The organism is Cystobacter fuscus DSM 2262 (assembly GCF_000335475.2).
GTDB classification, from domain to species: Bacteria; Myxococcota; Myxococcia; order Myxococcales; family Myxococcaceae; genus Cystobacter; species Cystobacter fuscus.
On record NZ_ANAH02000069.1, the window covers coordinates 62,402 to 86,357 of the forward strand.

The 23,956-nt window shown below is 68.2% G+C and carries 19 protein-coding genes; 9 read left to right on the forward strand and 10 right to left on the reverse strand.

Features of this window, described 5'->3' with window-relative positions; genetic code table 11:
* Positions 1 to 36 precede the first annotated feature (36 nt).
* The 6 genes from D187_RS45055 to D187_RS45080 all read left to right on the forward strand — a co-directional run bounded on the left by D187_RS45055 (position 37) and on the right by D187_RS45080 (position 9,472).
* Positions 37 to 2,988, forward strand: a complete 2,952-nt coding sequence (locus D187_RS45055) for a glucosidase family protein (protein ID WP_002628358.1) — start codon at positions 37 to 39, stop codon at positions 2,986 to 2,988.
* Positions 2,989 to 3,198: 210 nt separating this feature from the next.
* The gene (locus D187_RS45060; protein ID WP_002628357.1) at positions 3,199 to 4,884 is read left to right on the forward strand and encodes a potassium channel family protein; all 1,686 of its coding nucleotides are present in this window, start codon (positions 3,199 to 3,201) and stop codon (positions 4,882 to 4,884) included.
* A gap of 206 nt (positions 4,885 to 5,090) precedes the next feature.
* Entirely contained in the window at positions 5,091 to 6,146 is a 1,056-nt protein-coding gene (locus D187_RS45065) for a zinc-binding dehydrogenase (RefSeq protein WP_002628356.1), read from the forward strand.
* Between the two features lie 333 nt (positions 6,147 to 6,479).
* A complete protein-coding gene (locus tag D187_RS45070; protein ID WP_002628355.1) occupies positions 6,480 to 7,979 on the forward strand; it encodes an alanine/glycine:cation symporter family protein in 1,500 nt (499 codons plus the stop codon).
* A gap of 168 nt (positions 7,980 to 8,147) precedes the next feature.
* Positions 8,148 to 8,702 carry a hypothetical protein gene (locus D187_RS45075; RefSeq protein ID WP_155894031.1) on the forward strand — a complete coding sequence of 185 codons (555 nt, stop codon included), beginning with the start codon at positions 8,148 to 8,150 and terminating at the stop codon, positions 8,700 to 8,702.
* Between the two features lie 41 nt (positions 8,703 to 8,743).
* The gene (locus D187_RS45080) at positions 8,744 to 9,472 is read left to right on the forward strand and encodes a WD40/YVTN/BNR-like repeat-containing protein (protein ID WP_002628353.1); all 729 of its coding nucleotides are present in this window, start codon (positions 8,744 to 8,746) and stop codon (positions 9,470 to 9,472) included.
* A 55-nt stretch (positions 9,473 to 9,527) separates the two neighbouring features.
* Here D187_RS45080 and D187_RS45085 read toward each other — a convergent pair whose 3' ends face one another.
* Positions 9,528 to 10,892, reverse strand: a complete 1,365-nt coding sequence (locus tag D187_RS45085) for an amidohydrolase family protein (protein WP_002628352.1) — start codon at positions 10,890 to 10,892, stop codon at positions 9,528 to 9,530.
* 412 nt (positions 10,893 to 11,304) lie between these two features.
* Here D187_RS45085 and D187_RS45090 point away from each other — a divergent pair, with 412 nt between their 5' ends.
* Entirely contained in the window at positions 11,305 to 11,736 is a 432-nt protein-coding gene (locus D187_RS45090) for a hypothetical protein (protein WP_155894032.1), read from the forward strand.
* Positions 11,737 to 12,030: 294 nt separating this feature from the next.
* On the opposite strand, the gene D187_RS56115 is transcribed toward D187_RS45090, so the two are convergent.
* The 9 genes from D187_RS56115 to D187_RS45135 all read right to left on the reverse strand — a co-directional run bounded on the left by D187_RS56115 (position 12,031) and on the right by D187_RS45135 (position 21,767).
* Positions 12,031 to 12,318 carry a hypothetical protein gene (locus tag D187_RS56115; protein WP_002628350.1) on the reverse strand — a complete coding sequence of 96 codons (288 nt, stop codon included), beginning with the start codon at positions 12,316 to 12,318 and terminating at the stop codon, positions 12,031 to 12,033.
* Positions 12,319 to 12,908: 590 nt separating this feature from the next.
* Positions 12,909 to 13,148, reverse strand: a complete 240-nt coding sequence (locus tag D187_RS45100) for a hypothetical protein (protein WP_002628349.1) — start codon at positions 13,146 to 13,148, stop codon at positions 12,909 to 12,911.
* Positions 13,149 to 13,459: 311 nt separating this feature from the next.
* Positions 13,460 to 15,151, reverse strand: coding sequence for an assimilatory sulfite reductase (NADPH) hemoprotein subunit (gene cysI / locus D187_RS45105; RefSeq protein WP_002628348.1), 1,692 nt, complete (start codon positions 15,149 to 15,151; stop codon positions 13,460 to 13,462).
* A gap of 14 nt (positions 15,152 to 15,165) precedes the next feature.
* The gene (locus tag D187_RS45110) at positions 15,166 to 16,989 is read right to left on the reverse strand and encodes an assimilatory sulfite reductase (NADPH) flavoprotein subunit (protein ID WP_002628347.1); all 1,824 of its coding nucleotides are present in this window, start codon (positions 16,987 to 16,989) and stop codon (positions 15,166 to 15,168) included.
* Positions 16,986 to 18,644: a GTP-binding protein gene (locus tag D187_RS45115; protein WP_002628346.1), complete on the reverse strand. Its 1,659-nt coding sequence runs from the start codon at positions 18,642 to 18,644 to the stop codon at positions 16,986 to 16,988. The genes D187_RS45110 and D187_RS45115 overlap by 4 nt, the downstream gene beginning before the upstream one ends.
* Position 18,645: 1 nt before the next feature.
* Complete coding sequence (cysD, locus tag D187_RS45120) at positions 18,646 to 19,563, reverse strand: sulfate adenylyltransferase subunit CysD (RefSeq protein WP_002628345.1); 918 nt, start codon at positions 19,561 to 19,563, stop codon at positions 18,646 to 18,648.
* Positions 19,556 to 20,356, reverse strand: a complete 801-nt coding sequence (gene cobA, locus D187_RS45125) for a uroporphyrinogen-III C-methyltransferase (RefSeq protein WP_002628344.1) — start codon at positions 20,354 to 20,356, stop codon at positions 19,556 to 19,558. The genes cysD and cobA overlap by 8 nt, the downstream gene beginning before the upstream one ends.
* Positions 20,353 to 20,994, reverse strand: coding sequence for a precorrin-2 dehydrogenase/sirohydrochlorin ferrochelatase family protein (locus D187_RS45130; protein ID WP_002628343.1), 642 nt, complete (start codon positions 20,992 to 20,994; stop codon positions 20,353 to 20,355). The genes cobA and D187_RS45130 overlap by 4 nt, the downstream gene beginning before the upstream one ends.
* A gap of 35 nt (positions 20,995 to 21,029) precedes the next feature.
* Positions 21,030 to 21,767, reverse strand: a complete 738-nt coding sequence (locus D187_RS45135) for a phosphoadenylyl-sulfate reductase (RefSeq protein ID WP_002628342.1) — start codon at positions 21,765 to 21,767, stop codon at positions 21,030 to 21,032.
* A 290-nt stretch (positions 21,768 to 22,057) separates the two neighbouring features.
* On the opposite strand from D187_RS45135, the gene D187_RS45140 reads away from it, so the two are divergent.
* Both D187_RS45140 and D187_RS45145 read left to right on the forward strand, forming a co-directional pair.
* Complete coding sequence (locus D187_RS45140) at positions 22,058 to 22,864, forward strand: MOSC domain-containing protein (RefSeq protein WP_002628341.1); 807 nt, start codon at positions 22,058 to 22,060, stop codon at positions 22,862 to 22,864.
* A 114-nt stretch (positions 22,865 to 22,978) separates the two neighbouring features.
* Complete coding sequence (locus tag D187_RS45145) at positions 22,979 to 23,908, forward strand: YihY/virulence factor BrkB family protein (RefSeq protein WP_002628340.1); 930 nt, start codon at positions 22,979 to 22,981, stop codon at positions 23,906 to 23,908.
* The last annotated feature ends 48 nt before the right edge of the window (positions 23,909 to 23,956 follow it).

The following is a 23,956-nucleotide window of genomic DNA, read 5'->3' on the forward strand; positions in this document are numbered from 1 at the left end:
TGAACCTCCTCGCTGTCGTAATGAGGAGACATGCGAATGAAAAAGAATCGGCTCTTCCCTCGGTCCGGCGCGGTCGCTGTCGCGGCCTATCGCCTTTCAACCGTCTGTCTCGCGCTGGTTCTGGGCTGCTCGGCCCGGGCCACGGACGTGCGGGCCGCGGACGTGCAGTGGATTGGCAATTCGTCCATCTTCCCCGCCAATGGGAGCATCACTTCGTCCAGCGACGTGTGGCTCAACACCGAGACCCATCCCCTGGACAGCGCGGCGAGCGTACGGGCCGTGTACAGCCTGGACGAGGGGGCCAACTGGCTGACCGTGGCGATGACGAAGAACGGGGTCAGCGGTAACAACGACAAATGGCACGTCAACCTGGGCAGGCTGCCTTGTGGCAGCAGGATTCGTTACGCGATCGAAGCGACCAACCCCTCGAAGTGGGACAACAACGGGGGCTCGGACTACGCCGCGAGCGTGAACGTGGCGGACGGTGACATCTGCCCGACGACGTTGAACTGGGTCTCCAATTACGGCTTCAAGAATGGCAAGGATACCGTCAACGTGACGGTGTCCAATCCCAACACGGATGCGCGGACCTACGTGCTGAGCTCCAACGCGGTCCGCCGGTCCGATGTGGAAAACAAGGGAACCACGCGGACCCTCAACGAGACGTTGGGCAAGCCGGTCGTTCGAACCGGCAACCCGCTCTTCGACAGCTTGTTCGCGCTGGCCTACGACGAGATGGCCAATACCCTCTCCGTGAACCAGATTGGTGATGGCGCCTACAATGGAGGCAAACCCATCGCCTGTCCGAAGGACGGCGGGAGTGGTGGCTGCTTCAAGACCGGCGTGAAGTGGTCCTACGTGTGGACACGGGACAGCGCGTACGCGATCGACTTGTCCCTGGCGCAGATGGATCCGGTGCGTTCGGCCAACACCCTGAAGTTCAAGATCTCGGATCGGCGCGGCAACCCGGGCAGACCGGAGATCGTTCAGGACACCGGGTCCGGGGGCAGCTGGCCGGTCAGTACGGACCGCGTGGTCTGGGCGCGCGGGGCCTGGGAGGTGTTGAAGTACCTGAGCGGCGACTCTCGCACGCAGTTCCGTGACGCGGCCTACGCCGCCATGGTCAATACCATCGAGAACGATCGCATCGCGGTCCATGACGCAGGCACGGGTCTCTACGCGGGCGAACAGTCGTTCCTCGACTGGCGTGAACAGACCTATCCCAGTTGGACCGCGAGCAACGTCGTGCACATCGGCATGTCCAAGACCTTGTCCACCAACGTCAATCACTGGATGATCCTCGATGTCGCCGCCAGACTCGCCGCTGAAAAAGGCGATGCCGCCACGAGCACCCGGTACCGGAGCTGGGCTGACGCGCTGAAGGCCGCGTTGAACAACAACCTGTGGTTGTCCCAGGCGGGCATGTACAGCACGATGAAGACCACCGAGCTGGATCCTTCCTCGGTGCAACGCCATGAGCTGCTGGGAGAGGCACTGGCGGTGATCGATGGCATCGCGGATGCGGACAAGACCGCCTCGCTCCTCCAGACGTATCCGCATACCGTGGCCGGTGCTCCCGTGGTGTGGCCGCAGATCCGGGATACTCCCATCTATCACAACCAGGCCATCTGGCCGTTCGCGTCGGCCTACTGGCTGCGTGCCGCGGTGCTCGGGAAGAATGACGCGGTGGTCAACCACAACCTGAAGACGCTGATCCGTGGGGCGGGCCTGAACCTGTCGAACATGGAGAACTTCCAGTTCATCAGCCTGTCAGGCAATCATCAGGATCAGGACAATGGGAACAGGGCGGGCCCGGTCATCAACTCGGAAGCACAACTGTGGTCCGTCGGGGGCTACATGTCCTCGGTGCTGGACGTGGTCTTCGGCCGTCAGGCCACCCAGACCGGTCTGCGCTTCCAGCCGTTCGTGACCAAATACATGCGCAACACGCTGTTCTCGACCGCCAACAGCATCCAATTGAAGAACCTGCCCTACAAGGGCAAGATCCTGAACGTGGAGGTGCTGTTGCCGGCAAGGGATGGCGCGAACAGCGGTTATTACCATGTCGCCAGCGTCAAGCTCAATGGCACCCCGGTGGCCAACGACACCTACTTCACGGCCTCCACCTCGGCCAGTGACACGTACAACGTCCAGATCCAGCTCGTGGATGCGAATGCGCCTCGAACGACGATGACGGTGGTGGAAGACACGGGGGACTACAGGCGCTTCTGGGCGCCGAGGGAACCGACGGGAGTCTCCGTGACGTTGAGTGGCGGCTTGCTGAGCATCGGCTTCAGCTCGAACGGCGAGACGGGCGTGGTGCACCACATCTACCGGAACGGGACACGGGTAGCGAGCAATCTGACGACGACCCGCTGGACGGATCCAACCTCGACCAATTATGCGTCGAAGACCCTGTGCTACAGCGTCGAGTCTCAGTACACCGGCGGCGATGCGGTCGCCAACCTGTCGCACCACTCGGAACCGATCTGTTACTGGCATACCGGCACCGGCACCATCTTCAACACCGGCGCGGGCTTGAACAGCCTGGACGGAGCATCGACCGCGACCGATCACGGCCGCCCGCACTTCAACGATTGGGGAGCCACGAACCAGGTCCTGGAAGCGGCGTTCACGCCGGGGCTCACCGGAAGCTATGGGGTGCAGTTGGTGTATGGCAACGCGTTCGGCCCGGTGAACTCCGGTGTGACCGCGGCCGTGAAGCGGATCGAGGTGGTCAATGCCGCGGGCCAGGTGGTTGCTTCCGATGTGGTGATGATGCCGCAGTTGAGCAACTGGGATGTCTGGGGTGACTCCAGCTTCGCGCGCTTCTCACTGACCGCGGGTGCCACGTACAAGATTCGCGTGAAGGACTTCTACAACATGTCCTATCTGGAGAGTAACGCGACATACGGAGGGGCGGGGGGCTCCGGCGGTCCGGTCAACCGGGCGAACGTTTCGGGCATGAAGCTGCTGCGCATGGAGTAGCCTCTCGGGCCACGAGGGTACTCCTCGTGGCTCGTGCTCCGCGCAACCTCGGACGGTTACCCGGCGGCGGCCACGGCCGGGCGCGGGGTGCCCCGGGTGTGGGCCGACGCTCGGCATAGAGGCGATCCCTCCACTGCAAGTGGATTCCCGGGCGGGGGCACCCGCGGCGGGGACTCGACACGCAGCGGCCCGCGACGGAAGGTGCGCCCCATGAAGTTCCTGACCTCGGAGCTCACGTACTTCCTGCGGGATGCGAAGGCGCGCCAGAACGTGCGCGCCCTGCTGCAGCTGCTGGCGGTCCTCCTGCTGCTGGTGGTGGTCTTCACCGTGCTCTTCCACGTGCTGATGAAGCGCGAGGGCCAGGAGCACTCGTGGCTCACCGGGCTGTACTGGACGCTCACGGTGATGACCACGCTGGGCTTCGGCGACATCACCTTCCACTCGGACATGGGGCGGGCCTTCTCCGTCGTCGTGCTGCTGTCCGGCGTCGTCTTCCTGCTGGTGCTGCTGCCCTTCACCTTCATCCAGTTCTTCTACGCGCCGTGGATGGAGGCGCAGCGGCAGAGCCGCGCGCCACGCGAGCTGCCCGAGGACACCCGCGGCCACGTCATCCTCAGCCACTACGACGCGGTGACGATGTCGCTCATCCCTCGGCTCGAATTCTACGGGCACCCCTACGTGGTGCTGGAGGACGACGTGGCGCGGGCGCTGGAGCTGCACGACCGCGGCGTGCGGGTGATGGTGGGGCCCAAGGACGACCAGGAGACGTACCGGCGGCTGCGGGTGCAGGCCGCGTCGCTGCTGGTGGCCACCGGCGACGACTTCCTCAACACCAACATCGCCTTCACGGCGCGCGAGCTCACCGAGCAGGTGCCCATCGCGAGCCTCGCCCGCAAGCCGGAGTCGGTGGACGTGCTGGAGCTGGCCGGCGCCAACCACGTCATCCAGTTGCCGGACATGCTCGGGCGCTCGCTCGCGCGGCGCACGCTCGCCGGCGAAGTGCGCGCCAACGTCATCGGGCGCTTCGGGCAGCTGGTCATCGCCGAGGCGCCCGTGACGGGCACACCCTTCGTGGGCAAGACGCTCGCGGAGACGCGCCTGCGCGAGGTGACGGGCGTCAACGTGGTGGGCATGTGGCAGCGCGGGCAGTTCTCCCTCCCCCGTCCCGACACCCGCATCGAGTCCAGCACCGTGCTGGTGCTTGCCGGCACCGACGCGCAGCTGGAGACCTTCGACAGCCTGGTGGTCATCTACAACGTGTTCGACCGGCCGGTGCTCATCCTCGGCGGCGGGCGCGTGGGCCGCGCGGTCGCCGCCAGCCTGCGCGAGCGCGAGGTGCCCTACCGCATCGTCGAGGAGAAGCCGGAGAACGCGCGTGGGCTCGAGCACGCGGTGGTGGGCTCCGCCGCGGACCTGGAGGTGCTCAAGCGGGCCGGCATCGACGAGGCGCCCACCGCGCTCGTCACCACCAGCAACGACGCCATCAACATCTACCTCACCATCTACTGCCGGCGGCTGCGGCCGGACATGCAGATCATCAGCCGCGCCACGCTGGAGCGCAACGTCTCCACGCTGCACCGCGCCGGCGCGGACTTCGTCATGTCCTACGCGTCCATGGGGGCCAACGCCATCCTCAACGTGCTGGAGCAGGGAGACGTCGTGATGCTGGCCGAGGGGCTGGACGTCTTCCGCTACCCCGCCTCGGCGAAGGTCATCGGCCGCTCGCTGCGCGAGACGCGCATCCGCGAGGAGACGGGCTGCAGCGTCATCGCGCTGGAGATGCCGGAGCAGACGGTGGTGAACCCCGACCCGAGCCAGCCCATCCCCGGGGGCGCCGAGCTCATCCTCATCGGGACCGCGGAGGGCGAGCGGCGCTTCAAGGAGCGCTTCGCCTGATCATGTTCCGCTTGGATCCTGGCCGAGCCGTGTTCCGACCCGCGACCAGCCAGGGGACCATCGTCCGCGGAGGCAGGGTGACGTGTGCCACCCGACGGTGCACGGGCCGGCTCTGTACGGAAGGCCGCGACCCCTCCTCCGGGGCGAGTAGGGACGACGAAGCGCGGTGTCACCGTGTGCCCCGCTCCTCGAGGAGGGAGCGAGCCATGCGGGCCAACGTCTTTCGCGGTGTGAATCAGTTTGGAATCGAAGAGGTCGAGCGACCCAAGGCGGGACCGGGAGAGGCCGTGGTGCGGATGACGCTCACCACCATCTGTGGCACGGACCTGCACATCGTGCGGGGCGAGTACCCGGTGAAGCCAGGGCTCGTCATCGGCCATGAGTTCGTGGGAGTCATCGAGGAGCTGGGCCCCGGCGTGGAGAGCTATCAGGCCGGGCAGCGCGTCCTCGTGGGCGCCGTCACTCCGTGCGGGCAGTGCCGCGCCTGCCTCTCCGGGCTGCTCTCGCAGTGCGGACATGGCGGAGGCCACGAGGCGCTCGGTGGCTGGCGCCTGGGCAACACCCTGAATGGCGTCCAGGCCGAGTACGTGCGCGTGCCCTCGGCCCAGGCCAACCTGGCCCCCATCCCGGACGAGCTGACCGATGAGCAGGTGGTGCTCCTGGCGGACATCGCCTCCACCGGCTTCAGCGGTGCGGAGTCCGGCAGGGTGCGCATCGGCGACGCGGTGGTGGTGTTCGCCCAGGGGCCTATCGGGTTGTGCGCCTCCCTCGGGGCCCGGCTCATGGGCGCGGCCCTCGTCATCGGCGTGGATGGAGACGAGAACCGCCTGAAGATGGCGCGCCGCATGGGCGTGGACGAGGTGCTCGATTACCGCCAGGTGGATGTGGTGCGGGAGGTGAAGCGGCTCACGGGGGGTGGCGCGGACGTGGCCATCGAGGCGCTCGGTACACAGGGCACCTTCGAGAACGCACTGCGCTGCCTGCGGCCCGGGGGCACCCTCTCCAGCCTGGGCGTGTACTCGGGGAAGCTGGAGCTGTCCTACGACGCCTTCGCGGCGGGCCTGGGGGACCACCACGTCGTCACCACACTGTGTCCTGGCGGCAAGGAGCGCATGCGGCGGCTGATGGAGATGGTGCGCGGCAAGCGGGTGGATCTCACACCGCTGCTCACGCATCATTTCAAGCTCGACGATATCCGGAGCGCCTATGCGCTCTTCGGCGAGCGGCGCGAGGGCGTCATCAAGGTCGCCATCCGGCCTTGAGCGCCCCCCCTCGACCAAGCGCTCGCTCACCGCGAGTTGTCGTCCCAGTCGTGGGGATGCATCTCGCGAGACGCCGCCAGGGTGACCTCCGCGTCTCGCCCGACGTAGACGGCATCACCGACGACCAGGATGTCGTCGGCGGGGAATCCGGCCTGCAGCAGGTTGTCGACGATCTCCTGCGAGTCCGTGGGCTGTGCGCCGCAGCCAACGCCGCTTCTTCGTCTCCGAGGCTCCCTCCAAGGAAAACTGGGACCCCTGCTCCGGCTTCCGCCGGGTTAGGGTCCGGCGCCCGTCGGCTTCGCCACCGGCCGACATCCATCAAGAGGAGCACTCATGACCGACCTCATCCGACAGCTCAACGACATCATCTGGAGCCGTCCGCTGATCTACCTGTGCCTGGGCGTGGGGCTGTACTTCTCGCTCCGTACCCGATTCATGCAGGTGCGTGGTCTGGGCGAGATGGTGCGGCTGATGTTCAAGAGCCAGAAGTCGCAGGCCGGCGTGTCGTCGTTTCAGGCGCTCACCATGGCACTGGCTGGCCGCGTGGGCACCGGCAACATCGCGGGCGTGGCCACCGCCATCACCTTCGGTGGCCCTGGCGCCGTCTTCTGGATGTGGATGACGGCCTTCCTCGGCGCCTCCACCGCCTACGTCGAGTCGACGCTGGCACAGATCTACAAGGAGGTCGACGAGAAGGGCCAGTACCGCGGCGGCCCGGCCTACTACATCGAGAAGGCAATGGGGCAGAGGTGGTACGCGTGGATCTTCGCCGTCGCCACGGTGGTGGCCATGGGCCTGTTGCTCCCCGGCGTGCAGGCCAACGGCATCGCCGTCGCGGTAGAGAACGCCTGGAAGGTGCCAACCAGCGTCAGTGCAGCCGCCCTCGTGGTGGTGCTCGGGTTCATCATTTTTGGTGGCGTCAAGCGCATTGCCCACTTCGCCGAGGTCGTGGTGCCGTTCATGGCGCTCGCCTACATCGTGGTGGCGCTGGGGGTCATGTTCCTCAACGCCGGAAAAATCCCCAGCATGATCGCGCTCATCTTCAAGAGCGCCTTCGGCATGGAGGCGGCGTTCGGTGCGGTGCTGGGCCTGGCGGTGGAGTGGGGAGTCAAGCGCGGCGTGTACTCCAACGAGGCCGGCCAGGGCAGTGGCCCGCATCCGGCGGCGGCCGCCGAGGTGTCACACCCGGCCAGCCAGGGCTACGTGCAGGCGTTCTCGGTCTACGTCGACACGCTCTTGGTGTGCTCGGCGACCGCCTTCCTGCTGCTGTCGACCGGCATGTACAACGTGGTGGCTCCGGGCGGCAAAGCGATCGTGGAGAACCTGCCTGGCGTCGGTGCGGGCCCCGCCTATGCGCAGGCTTCCTTCGAGCAGGTACTGCCCGGCTACGGTGCGAGCTTCGTGGCGCTGGCGCTGATGTTCTTCGCCTTCACCACCATCGTGGCCTACTACTACATGGCCGAGACCAACATCACCTACATCAACCGGAAGGCGCACCGGCCATGGATGTTCATGGTGTTGCGCATCACCATGATGGCGTCGGTGGCCTACGGTTCGGTGAAGAGCGCGGGAGTGGCCTGGGACCTGGGTGACGTCGGCGTGGGTCTCATGGCCTGGCTCAACATCATCGCCATCCTCATCATCCAGAAGCCCGCGCTGGTGGCGCTGAAGGACTATGAGGCCCAGAAGAAGGCCGGGCTCGAGCCGGTGTTCGACCCCGACAAGCTCGGCATCAAGAACGCTGGCTTGTGGAAGCGCCCAGCTGAACAACGGCCTGGTGTCGATGAGCCCGCGCTGGACATCGCGGCCCGCGCCGCCGCGAACCGAGAATAGCGCGAGGTCAGGCGGCGTGCGCAGGAGCGGGCGCGCGCGAAGTAGCGTCGCCGCGCTTCCGTCCCCCAGGAGGGGGTCAAGTCTTGACCCCAGATGCGCGTCTCGCGTACTGCGCGACACATGAAAACGCTGCCCCCCGCCAAAGAGAACGCGGAAGCCAAGGCTTTGGTGGATCGCCTCGTCTCCAACCTCGAGCCAGCTGCCGAGGCGTTCTGCTACCTCGAGAAGTACCTCGCGCTCCCGACGTTCGTGTACGAGCCGGGCGAGCAACCGGACTTCGAGCGCGAGGGCGTGCATCTGGTGATGGGCGATCTCGAAGTCCCCGAGGCAGTGCTCAATGATCTCGAGAATCGCCAGTTCATCTTCGTGGCGGGAAACCTGCGCTGCCGCGAGCTGTGGACCTCGGGGTGGATCTTCGTCTCGGGAGCACTCCGTGCGAACCGCGTCGTCGGCCAGTCGGGCTGCAACAACATGCTGGTCTGCGACACCCTGGAAGTCAGGGAGCTGGTCGAGCGAGGCCACTCGATGACCGTCATCGGCGAGCTGAAGGCGGAGGTCTTCTACAGCTCGCACGGCATGGTGACGTCCGAGAACGAGGAGACGCAACACCCGGAAACCAGCGACGGCGACGTCTTCCTTCAGGAGCTTCTCGACGAGGAGGGCCAGGTCGATTGGAATAAGTGGTACGAATTCGTCGAGAACGAGCGCCGCTGGCATCGGTAGCAGCGCGCCCAGGCATGCCTCACCAGCCGTCAGGAGACCCGATGCTCACGCTCTTCCTCTGCGCGCTGCTCGCCGCGGCGCCCCCTGCGCCCATGAGCCTGAAAGCAGGCGCGGCCGAGCCCGGTGAGGAGGTTTCCCTGACCGTCAACGGTATCGCGGTGCCCGCGCGTTCAGAAGCGGGCATCTACCTTTTCGGCAAGCTCAGCGTGTCCTCACATCCGCTCCGGGCGCTCCTGCTCCGCAGTACCGATGGCGGAGCCCACTGGAGCGAGGTGCTCCCAGCCGAGGAGCACAGCGAGGTGCTCTTCGTGCGCTTCATGGGCTGCCAGGGCCGCGCCCTCGTGGGTTGGAGCACGGAAGGCCCCGGACGGCTCACGCTGTTCGCGAGCTCCGACTGCGGGGCGACGTGGAGGCGCCGGGGCAGGCTCCCCAAGGCCATCTGGTCCGAGTGGCCGGAGCAGATGGCCTGGAAGGATGGTCAACAGGGGACGGTGTGGTTGACGGACGCGAACGAGGAGAATGCCCCCGTTCGCGCGATCGCCACGAAGGACGGAGGCCGGACCTGGAGCAACCTCGAGCAACCGCCCCGCGTGCCTCCCCCGGAGCCGAACCTGGAGGCACGTGGCTCCACGGGAGTGCGCTGGAAGGTGACACCGGAGGAGCGGACGCTTCGCGTGGAGCGACAGGAGAACGGCGCCTCCTTGGAGGTCCGTGTCCTGCTGCCCGTGTCCTGGCGGCGCGAGGGGAAGACGCTCGTCCCCGCCGGCTGACCCGAGTGGGGCCGGAGAGCCGGCTCAGGCCACAGGTGGGGAGGAGGCGAGCCGCTCAGCGTGTCGATTCATCCACTCGCTCCTTCTGACTCCGGGCGTCCAGGATCACCTGTCCGTCCTTCATCACGAACCGCACTTGCTTCAGCGCCCCGATGTCCTTCAGCGGGTCGCCCTCCACCGCGAGCAGGTCCGCGAGCTTGTTCGGCTCGAGCGAGCCAATCTGGTCCTGCATGCGGAGCAACTCCGCCGCGTTCACTGTCGCCGCGCGCAGGACGTCCACGGGCTTGAGGCCGGCCTCGGCATAGGCGCTGAACGACTTCACGCTGGCCTGTCCTCGCGTCAGCCCTGGCATCACGATGTACATGTCCGAGCCCGCGGCAACCCGAACGCCCGCTGTCACCGCGCGACGGAGGCGGTCATAGGCCTTGGTGATGAGCTTCCTGCAGCGCTCCTTCATCTTGCGCTGGCGCTCCGCGTCGCCCGTCTTGGCATCGAACAAGTCGCACGCGTCCATCGAGCCCTCGGTGGGCACCATGAAGATGCGCTTGCGGGCCATGGGCGCCAGCACGTCATCGGGGAGGGAGTACGCGTGCTCGATGGAGTCGACGCCCGCCTGGACCGCGATGCGAATGCTCTCGTCGGTGGTGGTGTGCGCCGCCACCGGGCGCTTCTTGCGGTGGGCCTCCTCGGCGATGACCTTCAGCTCCTCCAGCGAGAGGAGGTTGTGCCCGTTGTCGACGATGACCTTGATGCAGTCCGCGCCGTCGGAGATGGCCTGCCGCACGGCGCGCCGGGCCTCCTCCACGCCGGAGATGGTGACGTACTCCTGCTCGATGAGGGCCTGAGCTGGCGGTTGGAGCGTGGGGAACTGCCCGCCATGGGGAGCGAGCGCGCGGGTGCAGGCGGAGATGCGCGGGCCCTGCACCCAGCCACGCTGGATGGCGTCGCGCAGCGCCACGTCCCCGTTGAGCCCGGAGTTGCCGACGTCGCGCACCGTGGTGACGCCAGCCTCGAGCATTTCGCGGCCCAGCTTCGCTCCCAGGAGCGCGCGCTCGGCGGTACTCCTCTGGGCGACGATGGAGATCATGCTGTCGCCGCCGCTCTCGTCGAGTTCCAGCAGCAGGTGCGAGTGCGCGTCGATCAGCCCAGGCAGCAGGGTGACGTCGCCCAGGTCGATGACCCGTGCCCCCGAGGGGATGGAGAGGCCGGTGCCCACGGCCTGGATGCTCGAGCCTTCGATGAGCACGACCGCATCCGCCAGGACCCTGTCACTCTTCCCATCGAAGAGCCTCGCGGCGCGCAGGGCGATGCGCGTGGGCTCCGGGGAGGAGGGAGCCTGGGCCCATGACGGCATGGGAAGGCTCCACAGCAGGAAGGTGCCAATGACCGTCGTGAAGAGTCGCCGGGAGGGGGAGGGCAAGGAGTGGCTCCTGGGTGCGCGGTGCCGAGCCTCCGTACCGTCGCCGTCCTGTCTCGGGAAGGCAAGCACCAGAGGAGGCCGCAGTCAGGACAGGTGCACGGGCAACTGCTTGAGGCCGCGCAGACCGATGGTGCCGTGGCCAGGTTCTCCCTCACGGCCTCGTATAGCACCGTCCCCTCCGGCTTCGCTGCTGCCTCAGGCGCGCAGCTCGCCGTCAGGAGGAACGACCGCCAGAGAGGCAGAGCTGCGGGCCGCGCTCCCTTCCGCTCAGCAGTGACATCGTGAACTTCACTCAGCAGAACGGATTGCGCCTCCTCGAGGTCGGCGCGACTCGTCCGATCTGTCCCTCCTGCGCGGCTGCCATCGAGGAAGCCGGAGCGGTCCCCGTGACGCCGTTGAAGGTGCCGTGATCATGTTCCGCTTGGATTCGATCTCTCCCGACCTGGCCGAGAGCTTCAGGCACGCGGCACCCGCGCACCGACGCAAGGCCGCGCTGGTTGCCTGCACGCTTGTAGCCTCGCGGGTTGGTCTTGAAGGTGAAGAGGTTGTCGCCGCACTCGAGCACCTCCGCCAGGGTGGGGAGGTGGATCGCGCTCTGCTCCGGAAGCTCGAGAGCCTCGCGGCCCGGCTCGATGACGAGTACCTCTGCCTGGAGGAGGAAGGCGATGAAACAACGAGGCCGGAGGTGCTTCGGCTCTTCTCGAAGGCTCGCGCAGCTTCCGCTCTCGGGTTCGCCCTCTCCGAGGACCCCGGACAGCTCCACGAGGCAATCTACGAGGCGCTTGTGGCAGTGGACGATGCCTCTGAAGTCATCCGGCCAGTGGCGGAGGCGCTCCAGAGCTGACCAAAGCTTGCAACTCTCGCAGCGCATCCGGGCAAACGCGGACGACCCCGAAGCTCTCCCGTGAGGCTCGGCACGGCTCGCCATGGCCGGGCGTGAACCCGGCTCCGACAAGCCCGTGCCATTGTCCAGCCGAAGCGGTCCCCGTTGTGCTCGAACCGGTTGCTACGAAGGTTGCGCCACTCAGGTCGGATGGCCCCCTTGGCTCTCCGAGTTACCCCTGAACGGATTTAATTTCCCTGGCTTGGCGCACCAAGCTCTCACCTCGGATGCAGAGAAGGGCTGTCCTCGCATGCCTCACATGTCCGGCTCGCACGTCCAGGCGAACTTCTCGTAGTAACGGTCACATTTGTAATGAGGGCCGCAGACCTCGGGGACGGCCGGGTCACAGGCCTTCCTGCAATAGCTCATCTGGCAGACGAAGCCCTCGGAGCAGGCAGGCGTGTGCTCCTCACCACAACGGATGAGACACGTCCCCCAGGCTTCGCGGGGGTGGCTGTAGGTATTCCACATATGGCACTTCTGGCCCTCGGGACAGGGGGTCTCCTGGCAGTTCTGGCCATACACCTGCGTGCAGACCGACACGCCCTCCTCTCTGTTGGGCCGGATGCAGTCCTGGCCCTCGGGACACGTACGGCCCTCACACGTGGGCAGGCAGGAAGGGCCATCGAGGCCCTCGCGGCAGAAGAATCCCTCTGGACAGCTCCCGGGCTCTTCCACCCGGCACGGCCGGCCACACCGGCGGTCCTGGCAGAGAAGGCCCCGTTCGCATGCGGCTTCACGTGAATCGGACATGTCCAAGCAGGGCTCCCCCTCCTTTCGCACACCCACGAGCGTGCACTGGCGGAGTCGAGGCCCTCCCTTTACCGTCTCCACCGTGCGGCACACCATGTCCTCTGCGCATTGCTGATCCGTCATGCACCGGCTGTCGGTGCAGTACGTCCACATGGACCGTGCATTGAAGAAGCAGGCGAGCGGTGGCTCGCAGTCCTTGCGGCCCGCGCAGGGGCGCTCGTAGGTCATCAGGCTGTGGCGCTCTCCGGGCGAGAGCATCGGGACAAGCCTCGCCGCGGGAGCCGACCGCAATCCTCCCAGCATGGCCGTATAGATGACCCAGGCCAATGGCAGGACCAGGAAAAGACCTGGCAGAACGGCAAGGAGCGTACGCCAACGCATCACGGGTCGGCCCTGAACTGACACGCATGAGGGCACCCGGACTGATTCCACTCCTCAGGGGGAACTCGACATCGCTTCTTCCACTCCTCCTCACTCAAGTAGCAGTCGTGCCGGTGCATCTCCTCCGAGAGGTCCTCCGCCATCGCCCGGTCGATGGTGCCGCCTTCCCGCCACGTATCTGGATACCCCATCCCCATCGCCATCCATGCCGTGAACGTGAGCACACCTCGCCAGCGCATGTGTCCTTCTCCTGAGCGCAGCGCCCGTTCCAGGAGCGGGCAGCATGGCACGCCACTATAGAGCGGAAGCTCCGTTACGGAGAAGGGCACTCGGTCCCGGGCGGGTGACTCGATCCCCGAGAGGGTGTCTCTCCGAGAGGGTGTCAAAGAATTCGAGCGACGCGCTTTGGCACAACCCGCGGCGGGAAGGAGTGAGGCGGAAAGGGCGCTGAGAAATCCTCTCGGCCCCTGCGCTCCATCCCTCCACACGCCGTCCCTCCTTCCCATGCTCAAGCCAGCTCACCGCTCCCAGCCATGCCGGGCAACCTGCTCTACCCGCTCACCTCGCGGGAGGGGCTGGCGACGAGGCCCGAGCGCACGGTGAAGTCGCCGAAGCCTTCTCCCGGCCGCCTGTCCTTCGCGTACGCGGCGAACACCGGCTCGAGCGCCTCCAGCAGGCCCGCCTCGTCGATGTTCTCACGGTACAGCCGGTTGAGGCGCTGCCCGCGCACGTCTCCGCCGAGGAAAAGGTTGTAGCGGCCCGGCGCCTTGCCCACGAGCGCGATCTCCGCGAGGTAGGGCCGGGCACACCCGTTCGGGCAGCCGGTGATGCGCAGGTGGATGTTGTCCTTCTCCAGCCCATGCACCGCCATACGCGTCTCCAGCAGGCCCACGAGGTCGGGCAGGTAGCGCTCGGCTTCCGCCATGGCCAGGGCGCACGTCGGCAGCGCCACACAGGCGAGCGCGTTGCGGCGCAGGGGGCTCGCGCGCTGGTAGCCCATGAGGCCATGCGCCGCCACCAGGGACTCGATGGCCGGCCGATCCTCGGAGGCGATGCCCGCGATGATGAGGTTCTGGTTGGGCGTGAGCCGGAAGTCACCCCGGTGCACCCGGGCGATCTCCCGCAGGCCCGTCAGGTGCGTGCTCCCCTCGCGGTCCGCCACCCGGCCGCTCTCGATGAAGAGCGTGAGGTTCCACTTGCCGTCGTACCCCTCCGTCCAGCCGAAGCGGTCCCCGTTGTGCTCGAACTTGAAGGGGCGCGCGGGCTCCAGCTTGAAGCCGAGCCGCTGCTCCAGCTCGCCCACGAACCAGGCGATGCCGCGATCCTCGATGGTGTACTTGAGCCGCGCGTGCTTGCGATTGGTCCGGTCCCCGTAGTCACGCTGGACCTTCACCACGTTCTCGGCCACCACGAGCAGGCGCTCGGGCGGGATGAAGCCAATCACGTCCGCGAGCCGGGGGAAGGTCGCGTTGTCACCATGGGTGGCGCCCATGCCACCGCCCACCACGACGTTGAAGCCCACCAGCTCCCCGGCCTCCAGGATGGCGATGAAGCCCAGGTCCTGCGAGAAGACGTCCACGTCGTTGAGGGGCGGCACCACGACGGCCGCCTTGAACTTGCGCGGCAGGTAGGTGGAGCCGTAGATGGGCTCCTCCTCGCCCCCCGCGACCTTCTCCTCGTCCAGCCAGATCTCGTAGTAGGCGCGCGTCTTGGGCAGCAGGTGCTCGGAGAGGCGCTGGGTCCACTGCTGCACCAGCGCGTGCGCGCGCGAGTCCACCGGATTGGGATTGCACATCACGTTGCGGTTGACGTCGCCGCAAGCGGCGATGGTGTCGAGCAGCGTGGCGTTGATGGCCGCGATGGTGGGCTTGAGATCGCCCTTGAGCACGCCGTGGAGCTGGAACGCCTGGCGCGTGGTCACCCGCAGCGTCCCGTTGGCGTGGGTGCGCGCCAGCTCGTCCAGGACGAGCCACTGCTTGGGGGTGCACACCCCGCCAGGCAGGCGGGTGCGGAGCATGAAGCTGTAGGCGGGCTCCAGCTTCTGCTGCCGGCGCTCCTCGCGGATGTCCCGGTCGTCCTGCTGGTAGCTGCCGTGGAACTTGATGAGCTGGGTGTCGGCCGGAGCGATGGCGCCGGTGAGCGGATCGGCCAGGCTCTCCGCCAGCGTGCCGCGCAGGTGACGGCTGCGCGCCTTGATGTGCTCCACCTCGGCCAGGGGGGCGGACGTCGGATTCTTGCTCATGGGATGACCTTGTCTCAGTAGACGTCGCGCAGATAGCGCTGCTGCTCGCGCAGGGTTTCGAGATGGGCCCGGGCGTCCTCTCGGCTCTTGCCGCCATGGGCCACGTAGATGTCGATCAGGGCCTCGTGGACGTCCGGGGCCATGCGCTGGGCCTCGCCGCAGACGTAGAGCGAGGCGCCGCCTTCCAGCCAGGCGTGGACGTCACGCCCCTTCTCACGCAGGCGATGCTGGACGTAGACCTTCTGGCCCTGGTCCCGCGAGAACGCCACGTCCAGCCGGTGCAACTCGCCCTTCTTCACCGCCTCCTGCCACTCCACCTGGTAGAGGAACTGGCTGCGGAAGTGCTGCTCGCCGAAGAAGAGCCAGTTGCGGCCGCTCGCTCCGGTCTCGGCCCGCTCCTGCACGAAGGCGCGGAACGGCGCCACACCCGTGCCCGGGCCAATCATCAGGATGTCCCGCGAGGGATCCGCCGGCAGGCGGAAGCGCTCGTTGGACTCGATGAACACCTCCACCACATCCTCCTCCGCCGTGCGCGTCGAGAGATAGGAGGAGGCCGCGCCGAAGTGCCGGGTGCCAAAGGCCTCGTAGTCCACCCGGGCCACCGTCAGGTGCACCTCGTCCCCCACCCGCTTCTGGCTGGAGGCGATGGAGTAGAGCCGCGGCGTCAGACGGCGCAGCGCGCCCACCAGCTCCTTCGCGTCCCACTCGGCGGGATGGGCCCGGAGCAGATCGATGACCTGATGGCTGTCGAGCAGCTTCCGCAGGCCCGCGGCGTTCTCGGGGGCGAGCAGCCGCTCCAGTTCCTTGTCTCCGGAGCGCGAGGCGTGGCTCGTCAGGAAGGGCCGGCTCAGGCGGGTGATCTCCAGCCCCTCGGACAACCAGCGGTGCAGCGGCAGCGCGCGGCCGTCACGCGACACCTCGGTGGCACCGTCGAGCTTCAGCGTGGAGAGCACCGCGTCCACCAGCTCGGGGGGATTGCGCGGCACCACCCCGAGCGCGTCTCCCGGCTCGTAGCGCAGGCCCGAGCCCTCGAGCGACAGCTCCACGTGGCGCACGTCCTTGAGGGCCCCGCGGCCGGTGATGCGCTGGTTGGCCAGCACCTGGGCGGGATAGGGATTCTCCCGGCTGAAGGTGGGCGCCACGGACGCGGTGGGCAGTTGCGTGACGGTGGCGACGGGAGCGCCCAGCTCCGTGCGCGCGCGCTCCAGGGCCTGTCCCAGCCAGGGCTCGGCCACCGGCTCGAAGTCCACGTCGCAGTCGGCGCGCGAGAACAGCCGCGCGGCGCCCAGCTGCGCGAAGCGCTCGTCGAGCACCCGGCCGACCTCGCAGAACTTCGCGTAGCTCGAATCTCCGAGCGACAGCACCGAGAACTGGAGCTGGTTGAGCGCCGGGGCGCGCTTGCCCATCACGAACTCGAAGAAGCCGCGCGCGTCATCCGGGGGATCTCCATCCCCCTGGGTGCTGATGACCACATACAACACCCGCTCGTTCTTCAGCTCGCGCGTGGGGTACTCCCCGGCGCGGAAGACACGCACGGCGACCCCGGCGGACTCCAGGCGTTGCTTGAGGCGCTCGGCGAGCTGTCGGCTGTTGCCCGTCTGGGTGCCGTAGACCACGGTCACCGGCGTCTGGGGCCTGGCCTGGGGCGCGGCCGCCAGCGGGGACAGGGGCACGGACACCGGCAGCGACCGGGCGGCGAGCCCGGCGAAGTACCCGCTCAGCCAGTTGAGCGATGGGGCATCGAGCCCCTCGACGAGGCGCTGGAGCAACGCGCCCTTGTCCGCGCCCAGCGGCGTGGCCAGGGTGGCGATGGAGGATGCATTCACGGAGGCACTCAAGGCGTCTTCTCCTGCGCGTCGAGCACGCGCTTGACCTGTGTGTCCACGTCCTCCGAGGGCTCCAACTCGAGCCAGGGGACGCCGGCGCCACGAAGCTGTTCCCTCAAGCCCAGACGCGCCTGGGGAACCGGGGTGTAGAGGATGGCGAGCAGACCCGCCTCGGCCAGCGCGAGGGCGTTCTCCGCGTCGCCGCGCACGGTGGCGGTGTGCCGGCCCTGATCGAAGAGGGCCCGCTCCAGGCGGAGCGCGGCGTCACGCACCTCGGGGGTTCCCGTGAGCAGGAGGACCGCTCCGGACTGACCCAGGCGCTCGCGCCGCTCGCTGGCGGAGACGAGGGAGCGCGTCTCGTCGGCGCCCTGCCCGCCCGCGCCGCCGAGGATCATCCCCGCGGCGACGGTGTCGTTGGTGAGCGGATCCACGACGATGAAGGCCCCGGTGCGGCGGTTGTCCCGGTAGGGATCGCACACCACCGGCCGCTTGCAGACGAGCCGCACCTTGGCGATGTCATTGAGCCCGAGCGTGGGGGCGGGCTGCTCGGACAGGTCCTCCAGCTCCTTGCGCCAGAGCACCTGCTCGATGTGGGCGGGGACGTACTTGGAGGTGTGCTTCACGAGGTAGCGGCGCGAGGTGTCCAGACGCTCCTCGCCGAACCAGACCAGCATGGCCTCCATGTCCTGGAGCACCCGCGGCGGCTGTTCGGCATGGGCGATCTGGTCTCCCCGGCTGATGTCCACCTCGTCCGTCAGGCGCAGCGTCACCGAGGCGGGCGCGCTGGCCTCCTCCAGGCGGCCCTCGAAGGTGTCGATGGACGCGATGTGCGTGCGCCTCCGGGAGGGATACACGACGACCTCGTCCCCCAGGCGCACCTTGCCGGAGACGATCTGCCCGGCGAAGCCGCGGTAGTCCAGGTCCGGCCGCAGCACGTACTGCACGGGGAAGCGGAAGGCCGCGTCCTCCTGCCGACGCTCGTGCGGCAGCGTCTCCAGCCACCCGAGCAGTGTCTCGCCGTCGTGCCAGGGGGTGCGGGCGCTCGGCTGGGTGATGTTGTCGCCCGTGCGCGCGCTGATGGGGAAGAAGCGCACCTGCTCGAAGCCGAGCGTGCGGGAGAAGGCCTCGAACTCCGTGGCCAGGCGCTGGAACACCGCCGGGTCGAAGTCCATCAGGTCCATCTTGTTGATGGCCACCGCCAGGTAGGGGATGCCCAGCAGCGAGGCGATGTACGCGTGCCGCCGCGTCTGCGGGAGGATGCCCAGGCGCGCGTCCACCAGGATGACGGCCGCGTCGGCCGTGGAGGCCCCGGTGGCCATGTTGCGCGTGTACTGGAGGTGTCCCGGCGTGTCCGCGACGATCACCTTGCGCCGCTTCGTGGAGAAGTAGCGGTAGGCCACGTCGATGGTGATGCCCTGCTCGCGCTCGGCGCGCAGCCCGTCGGTGAAGAGCGAGAAGTCGATCTCCCCGCCCGCGCTCGCGCGCTTCACCGCCGCCACCTGATCCTCGAAGAGCCCGTTGCACTCGTAGAGCAGCCGGCCAATGAGCGTGGACTTGCCATCGTCCACCGAGCCCACCACCGCCAGGCGCAACAACTCCTTCTCGGCGTGCTCGGCGAGGAAGCCCTGGACGTCCGTCCTACCTTGAACCTGAGTCTCGGCGCTCATCTTAGAAATACCCCTCGCGCTTCTTGAGCTCCATCGAGCCTTCCTCGTCGTGATCGATGAGCCGACCCTGCCGCTCGGACACGCGGGACTCCACCATCTCGGTGATGATCTCCTCGACGGACGCCGCCGAGGACTCCACGGCGCCGCTGAGCGGATAGCAGCCCAGGGTGCGGAAGCGCACCCGCTTGAGCACGGGCTTCTCGCCCGGCCGCAGCCGCATGCGCTCGTCATCGACCATGATCCACTGGCCGTTGCGGCTCACCACCGGGCGCTCGGCGGCGAAGTACAGCGGGACCACGGGAATGCGCTCCTTGAGGATGTAGTGCCACACGTCCAGCTCGGTCCAGTTGGACAGCGGGAAGACGCGCATGCTCTCGCCCGCGTCGATGCGGCCGTTGTAGAGGTTCCACAGCTCGGGCCGCTGCTTGCGCGGCTCCCACTGCCCGTGCCGGTCGCGGAAGGAATACACGCGCTCCTTGGCCCGGGACTTCTCCTCGTCGCGGCGGGCGCCGCCGAAGGCCGCGTCGAAGCCGTGCAGCGCGAGCGCCTCGAGCAGCGACTGCGTCTTCATGGCGTGCGTGTACTTCTGGCTGCCATGGTCGAAGGGGTTGATGCCCTCGGCGAGCGCCTTCTTGTTCTGGTGCACCAGGAGGTTCAACCCGTGGCGCGACGTGAACTCGTCCCGGAACCTGTACATCTCCCGGAACTTCCACGTGGTGTCCACGTGGAGCAGGGGAAATGGCAGGGGCGCCGGATGGAACGCCTTGCGCGCCAGGTGCAAGAGCACCTGCGAGTCCTTGCCAATGCTGTAGAGCATCACCGGGCGGGCGAACTCCGCCGCCGTCTCCCGGAGGATGTGGATGCTCTCCGCCTCGAGCACCGCGAGGTGCGAGTGCCTCGCCGCCAACGTCTCACTCATGTCCCGCCTCGACCTTGAGAAATTGCTCCGGCCCGGCCACGCCCGGCCGCGTCCTGGCCAGCGTGGGCAGTTGGGCCCGGAGGGAAACGACCTCGCCCACCACCAGCAGGGCGGGAGAACCCACGGCCTCTTCCCGGGCCCGTGCGGCGATGGACGCCAGCGGCGCCTCGAGCACGCGCTGGTGCGCCCAGGTGCCCGCCTCCACGATCGCCGCCGGAGTGGACGGCGCGCGGCCCGCGGCGATGAGCGCGAGCGTCACCTCCTCCAGCCGGCGGCCCGCCATGAAGAGCACCAGCGTCTCCGCGCCCGCCAGGTGCGCCCAGTCGGGCGCCTGGCCCGTGCGGTGCGCGGTGGCGAACGTCACCGAGCCCGACACGCCCCGGTGGGTGACGGGAATGGCCGCCGCCGCCGGCGCCGCCAGGCCACTGGAGACACCCGGGACGACCTCGTAGGCGATGCCCGCCGCCTCCAGCGCGAGCGCCTCCTCCCCGCCCCGGCCGAACACGAAGGGGTCTCCCCCCTTGAGCCGCACCACCGAGCGGCCCAGCCGCGCCTGGGCGATGAGCAGCGCGTGGATCTCCTCCTGCGCCACCGACTCTCCCCCGCCCTCCTTGCCCACGAACACCAGCCGCGCGTGGGGCCGGGCATGCGTGAGGACTTCCGGGTGGATGAGGCGGTCGTACACCACCGTGTCCGCGCTCGCGAGCAGCCGGGCCGCGCGCAGCGTGAGCAGGCCGGGATCTCCCGGACCCGCGCCCACCAGGTACACGATGCCCTCGACGTGTTGACTCATGTCGTCTCTCCAAAGGTCTCGAGCGCGGCGCGCACCCGGGCCCACGCCTCCCGGCTCCGTCCGCGCATCAGCAACTCCCCCGCCTCGCCCTCCACCAGGTGCTTGAGCAGCCGCATCCGCGCGGGCCCCTGCGGCAGACGCCTGCGCAGCCACCCCGTCAGTCGCGCCAGCCGCACGTGCCCGGGCAGCACCTGATCCAGGAACCGCTTGCGCAGCAGCCGCGCCAACGCGGGCGACTGGCCCGAGGTGGACACCGCCACGACGATGGGCCCGCGCCGGCCCACCGACGGCAGCGTGAAGTCGCACAGCTCCGGCACGTCCGCCGTGTTGAGCCACACGCCGCTCGCGCGGGCCTCCGCCGCCACGGCCTCGCTCACCCGCGAGTCATCCGTGGCCACGAACACCAACTCCTGTCCCCGCGTGTCCCCGGGCCGCCAGGCGCGCTCGAGCAACTCCAGACGGCCCGCGTCCGCGAGCTGGCGGATGGAGGGGCCCACCACCGGCGCCACCACGCGCAGCCGGGCTCCCGCCTCCACGAGCTGCCGGCCGCGCTCCTCGGCGATGGTGCCGGCGCCGACCAGAAGCACCCGCCGGCCCTCCAGACGAAGGCAGACGGGAAAATCCACGGGCGTGCTCATGAGACTGACACTCGGAACTGGATCCTGGAATTCATTCAGCGCTTCACGTGCAGACCGCACTCGCGGTTGTCGGGTGACTCCCACCACCAGCGGCCCGCACGCTCGTCCTCATACGGCTTCACCGCGCGCGTGCAGGGCGCGCAGCCGATGGAAGGGTAGCCGCGATCATGCAGCGCGTTGTAGGGGACTCCGTGGGCCTTGATGTATGCCCACACTTCCCGGGACGTCCACCGAGCGAGCGGGTTCACCTTGAGCAGGCCATGCGTCCCGTCCGCCTCGAGCGCCTGCACCTCCGTGCGCGTGACGGACTGCTCGCGCCGCAACCCCGTCACCCACGCCTCCCGCCCCGCCAGCGCGCGCCTGAGCGGCTCCACCTTGCGCACGCCACAGCACTCCTTGCGCTCCTCGATGCTCTGCTTGAACGAGAAGTACCCCTTGGTGGACTCCAGCGCCTCCACCCGCGCGCGCTCGGGGAAGAACGTCTCGATCTCCACCCCATAGCGGCGGCGCACCACGTCCATCACCTCGTAGGTCTCCGGCGGCAGCCGTCCCGTATCCAGCGTGAACAGGCGCAGGCTCGGCGCGTGGGCGCGTGCCAGATCGATGAGGACCATGTCCTCCGCGCCAAAGCTCGAGGCGATGACCGCGCGGGCTCCGAAGCGCCGCTCCACCCACGCGAGCACCCGCTCGGCGGGAGCGTCGAGCAGTTCCTCGGAGGTGGCGCGCAGTTCCTCGGGCGAGAACGCGGGAGATGACAAGGAAGACGCGGACATGGCGGACCCCGACGAAAAAAAGAACGGCCCGCCCCTCGTGCGAGGCCGGGCCGTACGTGTCGCCGGACAACGGCCCCGTGGACCGATGCCCTCGGCGAGATTCCTCACCCGCGCCCCCGATCCTCGGCGGCCAGAGAAGCGCGACACAGCATGAGTAGAGCGGTAATTACCGCCCGGGCCTTTCTCCGTCAAGGTGGACAGAACGCCAATATGGCGGACGGACTCCTCCTGCCTTCCTGGAGGGCGGGCACCCAGGTGCGCCTGGGCGTGAAATCAGGCACAAAGGACAGGTGCCCACGCTTTCCTCCCTCTCCATCTACCCGCTCAAGTCCTGCGCGGAGCTGCCGCTGACCCACGCCACGGTGGAGCCCCTCGGGCTGCAACATGATCGCCGCTGGATGGCGGTGCGGCCGGACGGCTCCTGCATGACGGGGCGCGAGCTGCCCGGCTTCGTGCACCTGCGGGCCGTGCCGGTGCCCGAGGGCCTCCACCTGTCGGCGCCCGGCATGTCCGAGCTCGTGGTGGCCGTGCCTCCGGCCGACGCGCCCCGCCTCGAGGTCATCGTCTGGAGTGACACCTGCTCGGCCGCCTGGGCCGGGGAGGAGGCGGACCGGTGGCTCTCCGCGTACCTGCGCGAGCCCGCGCGGCTCGTGTACGTGGACGCGCGCATGCTGCGCCCCGTGGATCCCAAGTACGCCGCGCCCGACGACCGGGTCGGCTTCGCCGACGGCTATCCGCTCCTGCTCATCTCCGAGGCCTCGCTCACCGACCTCAACACGCGTCTGCCCCAGCCGGTGCGGATGAACCGCTTCCGCCCCAACCTCGTGGTGAGCGGCTGCGAGCCCTTCGCCGAGGATCGCTGGAAGCGGCTGCGCATCGGCGAGGTGGAGCTGATGCTCGTCAAGCCGTGCGCCCGCTGTGTCTTCATCAACGTGGATGCGAGCACGGCCCGGCCCGACCCCGCCCAGCAGCCCCTGCGCACCCTCGCCACGTACCGCAACCACGGCAACAAGGTGCTGTTCGGCCAGAACGTCATCGCGCGCCACGGAGGGGTGTTGCGCGTGGGCGATCCGGTCGAAGTGTTGGAAGAGGCCTGAAAGAATTACGGCTTCGCGCGGGAGTCCTCGTCCCCGGGGGCAGGGCTTCCCTCGGACGCGAGGGCCGGGCGGGCCCACCGGGCCGCTGGCACACGATGTGCTGGACGCACGGGCATGACGATCGCGCGTCGTGCCCGGAACATCTTCAAGCTCGGCAAGCAGGCGGTCTCGGAGTGGAGTGACGACAACGCTCCGATGTTCGCCGCCTCGCTCTCCTACTACACCCTCTTCTCCATCGCCCCGGTGCTGGTCATCGCCGTGAGCGTGGCGGGCATGGTGTTCGGCGAGGAAGCGGCGCGGGGGCAGATCCAGGCGCAGTTGGAGGACCTGGTGGGCCGCAGCAGCGCCGAGGTCATCGGGCAGATGATGATCAGCGCGCGCAAGCCGGGCGCGGGCATCCTCGCCACCGCCATTGGCCTCGTCGCCCTCATCTTCGGCGCCACGGGCGTGTTCGTGCAGTTGCAGGACTCGCTCAACCACATCTGGAACGTGAAGCCCAAGCCGCGCAACGGGGTCATCGCCTTCCTGCGCAGCCGCTTCCTGTCCTTCGCCATGGTGCTGGTGATTGGCTTCCTGCTGCTGGTGTCGCTGGTGGTGAGCGCCGTGCTGGCGGCGCTGGGCGCCTGGTTCTCCAACCTGCTGCCCGGCTGGACGATGATGTGGCAGGGCCTCAACCTGCTCATCTCCTTCGGCGTCATCACCGTGCTCTTCGCGATGATGTACAAGCTGCTGCCCGACACCCACGTGTCCTGGCGGGACGTGTGGCTGGGGGCCGCCGTGACGTCGCTGCTCTTCAGCCTGGGCAAGTTCCTCATCGGGCTGTACCTGGGCCGCAGCGCCGTGGCGTCGAGCTACGGCGCGGCGGGCTCGCTGGCGGTGGTGCTGCTCTGGGTCTACTACTCCGCGCAGATCCTCTTCCTCGGGGCCGAGTTCACCCAGGTGTACGCCCGCAGCCATGGCAGCCACAGCCACCCCCCGGCGCGGGACAGGGCCCCGCGAGCCGAGGGCCAGGCACCGGATGGGGCGGAGGCCCACTCCGCCTGAAGCAGCGTCTTCCTTCTGGCAATCCGCCGAACCGTCCCACTCGGGGAT

What these genes read in the sequence shown, in the direction of transcription:
- D187_RS45055 (WP_002628358.1), top strand. Translation starts at nt 37, where the DNA reads ATGAAAAAGAATCGGCTCTTCCCTCGGTCCGGCGCGGTCGCTGTCGCG.
- D187_RS45060 (WP_002628357.1), top strand. Translation starts at nt 3,199, where the DNA reads ATGAAGTTCCTGACCTCGGAGCTCACGTACTTCCTGCGGGATGCGAAG.
- D187_RS45065 (WP_002628356.1), top strand. Translation starts at nt 5,091, where the DNA reads ATGCGGGCCAACGTCTTTCGCGGTGTGAATCAGTTTGGAATCGAAGAG.
- D187_RS45070 (WP_002628355.1), top strand. Translation starts at nt 6,480, where the DNA reads ATGACCGACCTCATCCGACAGCTCAACGACATCATCTGGAGCCGTCCG.
- D187_RS45080 (WP_002628353.1), top strand. Translation starts at nt 8,744, where the DNA reads ATGCTCACGCTCTTCCTCTGCGCGCTGCTCGCCGCGGCGCCCCCTGCG.
- D187_RS45090 (WP_155894032.1), top strand. Translation starts at nt 11,305, where the DNA reads ATGTTCCGCTTGGATTCGATCTCTCCCGACCTGGCCGAGAGCTTCAGG.
- D187_RS45100 (WP_002628349.1), bottom strand. Translation starts at nt 13,148, where the DNA reads ATGCGCTGGCGAGGTGTGCTCACGTTCACGGCATGGATGGCGATGGGG.
- cysI (WP_002628348.1), bottom strand. Translation starts at nt 15,151, where the DNA reads ATGAGCAAGAATCCGACGTCCGCCCCCCTGGCCGAGGTGGAGCACATC.
- D187_RS45115 (WP_002628346.1), bottom strand. Translation starts at nt 18,644, where the DNA reads ATGAGCGCCGAGACTCAGGTTCAAGGTAGGACGGACGTCCAGGGCTTC.
- cysD (WP_002628345.1), bottom strand. Translation starts at nt 19,563, where the DNA reads ATGAGTGAGACGTTGGCGGCGAGGCACTCGCACCTCGCGGTGCTCGAG.
- cobA (WP_002628344.1), bottom strand. Translation starts at nt 20,356, where the DNA reads ATGAGTCAACACGTCGAGGGCATCGTGTACCTGGTGGGCGCGGGTCCG.
- D187_RS45130 (WP_002628343.1), bottom strand. Translation starts at nt 20,994, where the DNA reads ATGAGCACGCCCGTGGATTTTCCCGTCTGCCTTCGTCTGGAGGGCCGG.
- D187_RS45135 (WP_002628342.1), bottom strand. Translation starts at nt 21,767, where the DNA reads ATGTCCGCGTCTTCCTTGTCATCTCCCGCGTTCTCGCCCGAGGAACTG.
- D187_RS45145 (WP_002628340.1), top strand. Translation starts at nt 22,979, where the DNA reads ATGACGATCGCGCGTCGTGCCCGGAACATCTTCAAGCTCGGCAAGCAG.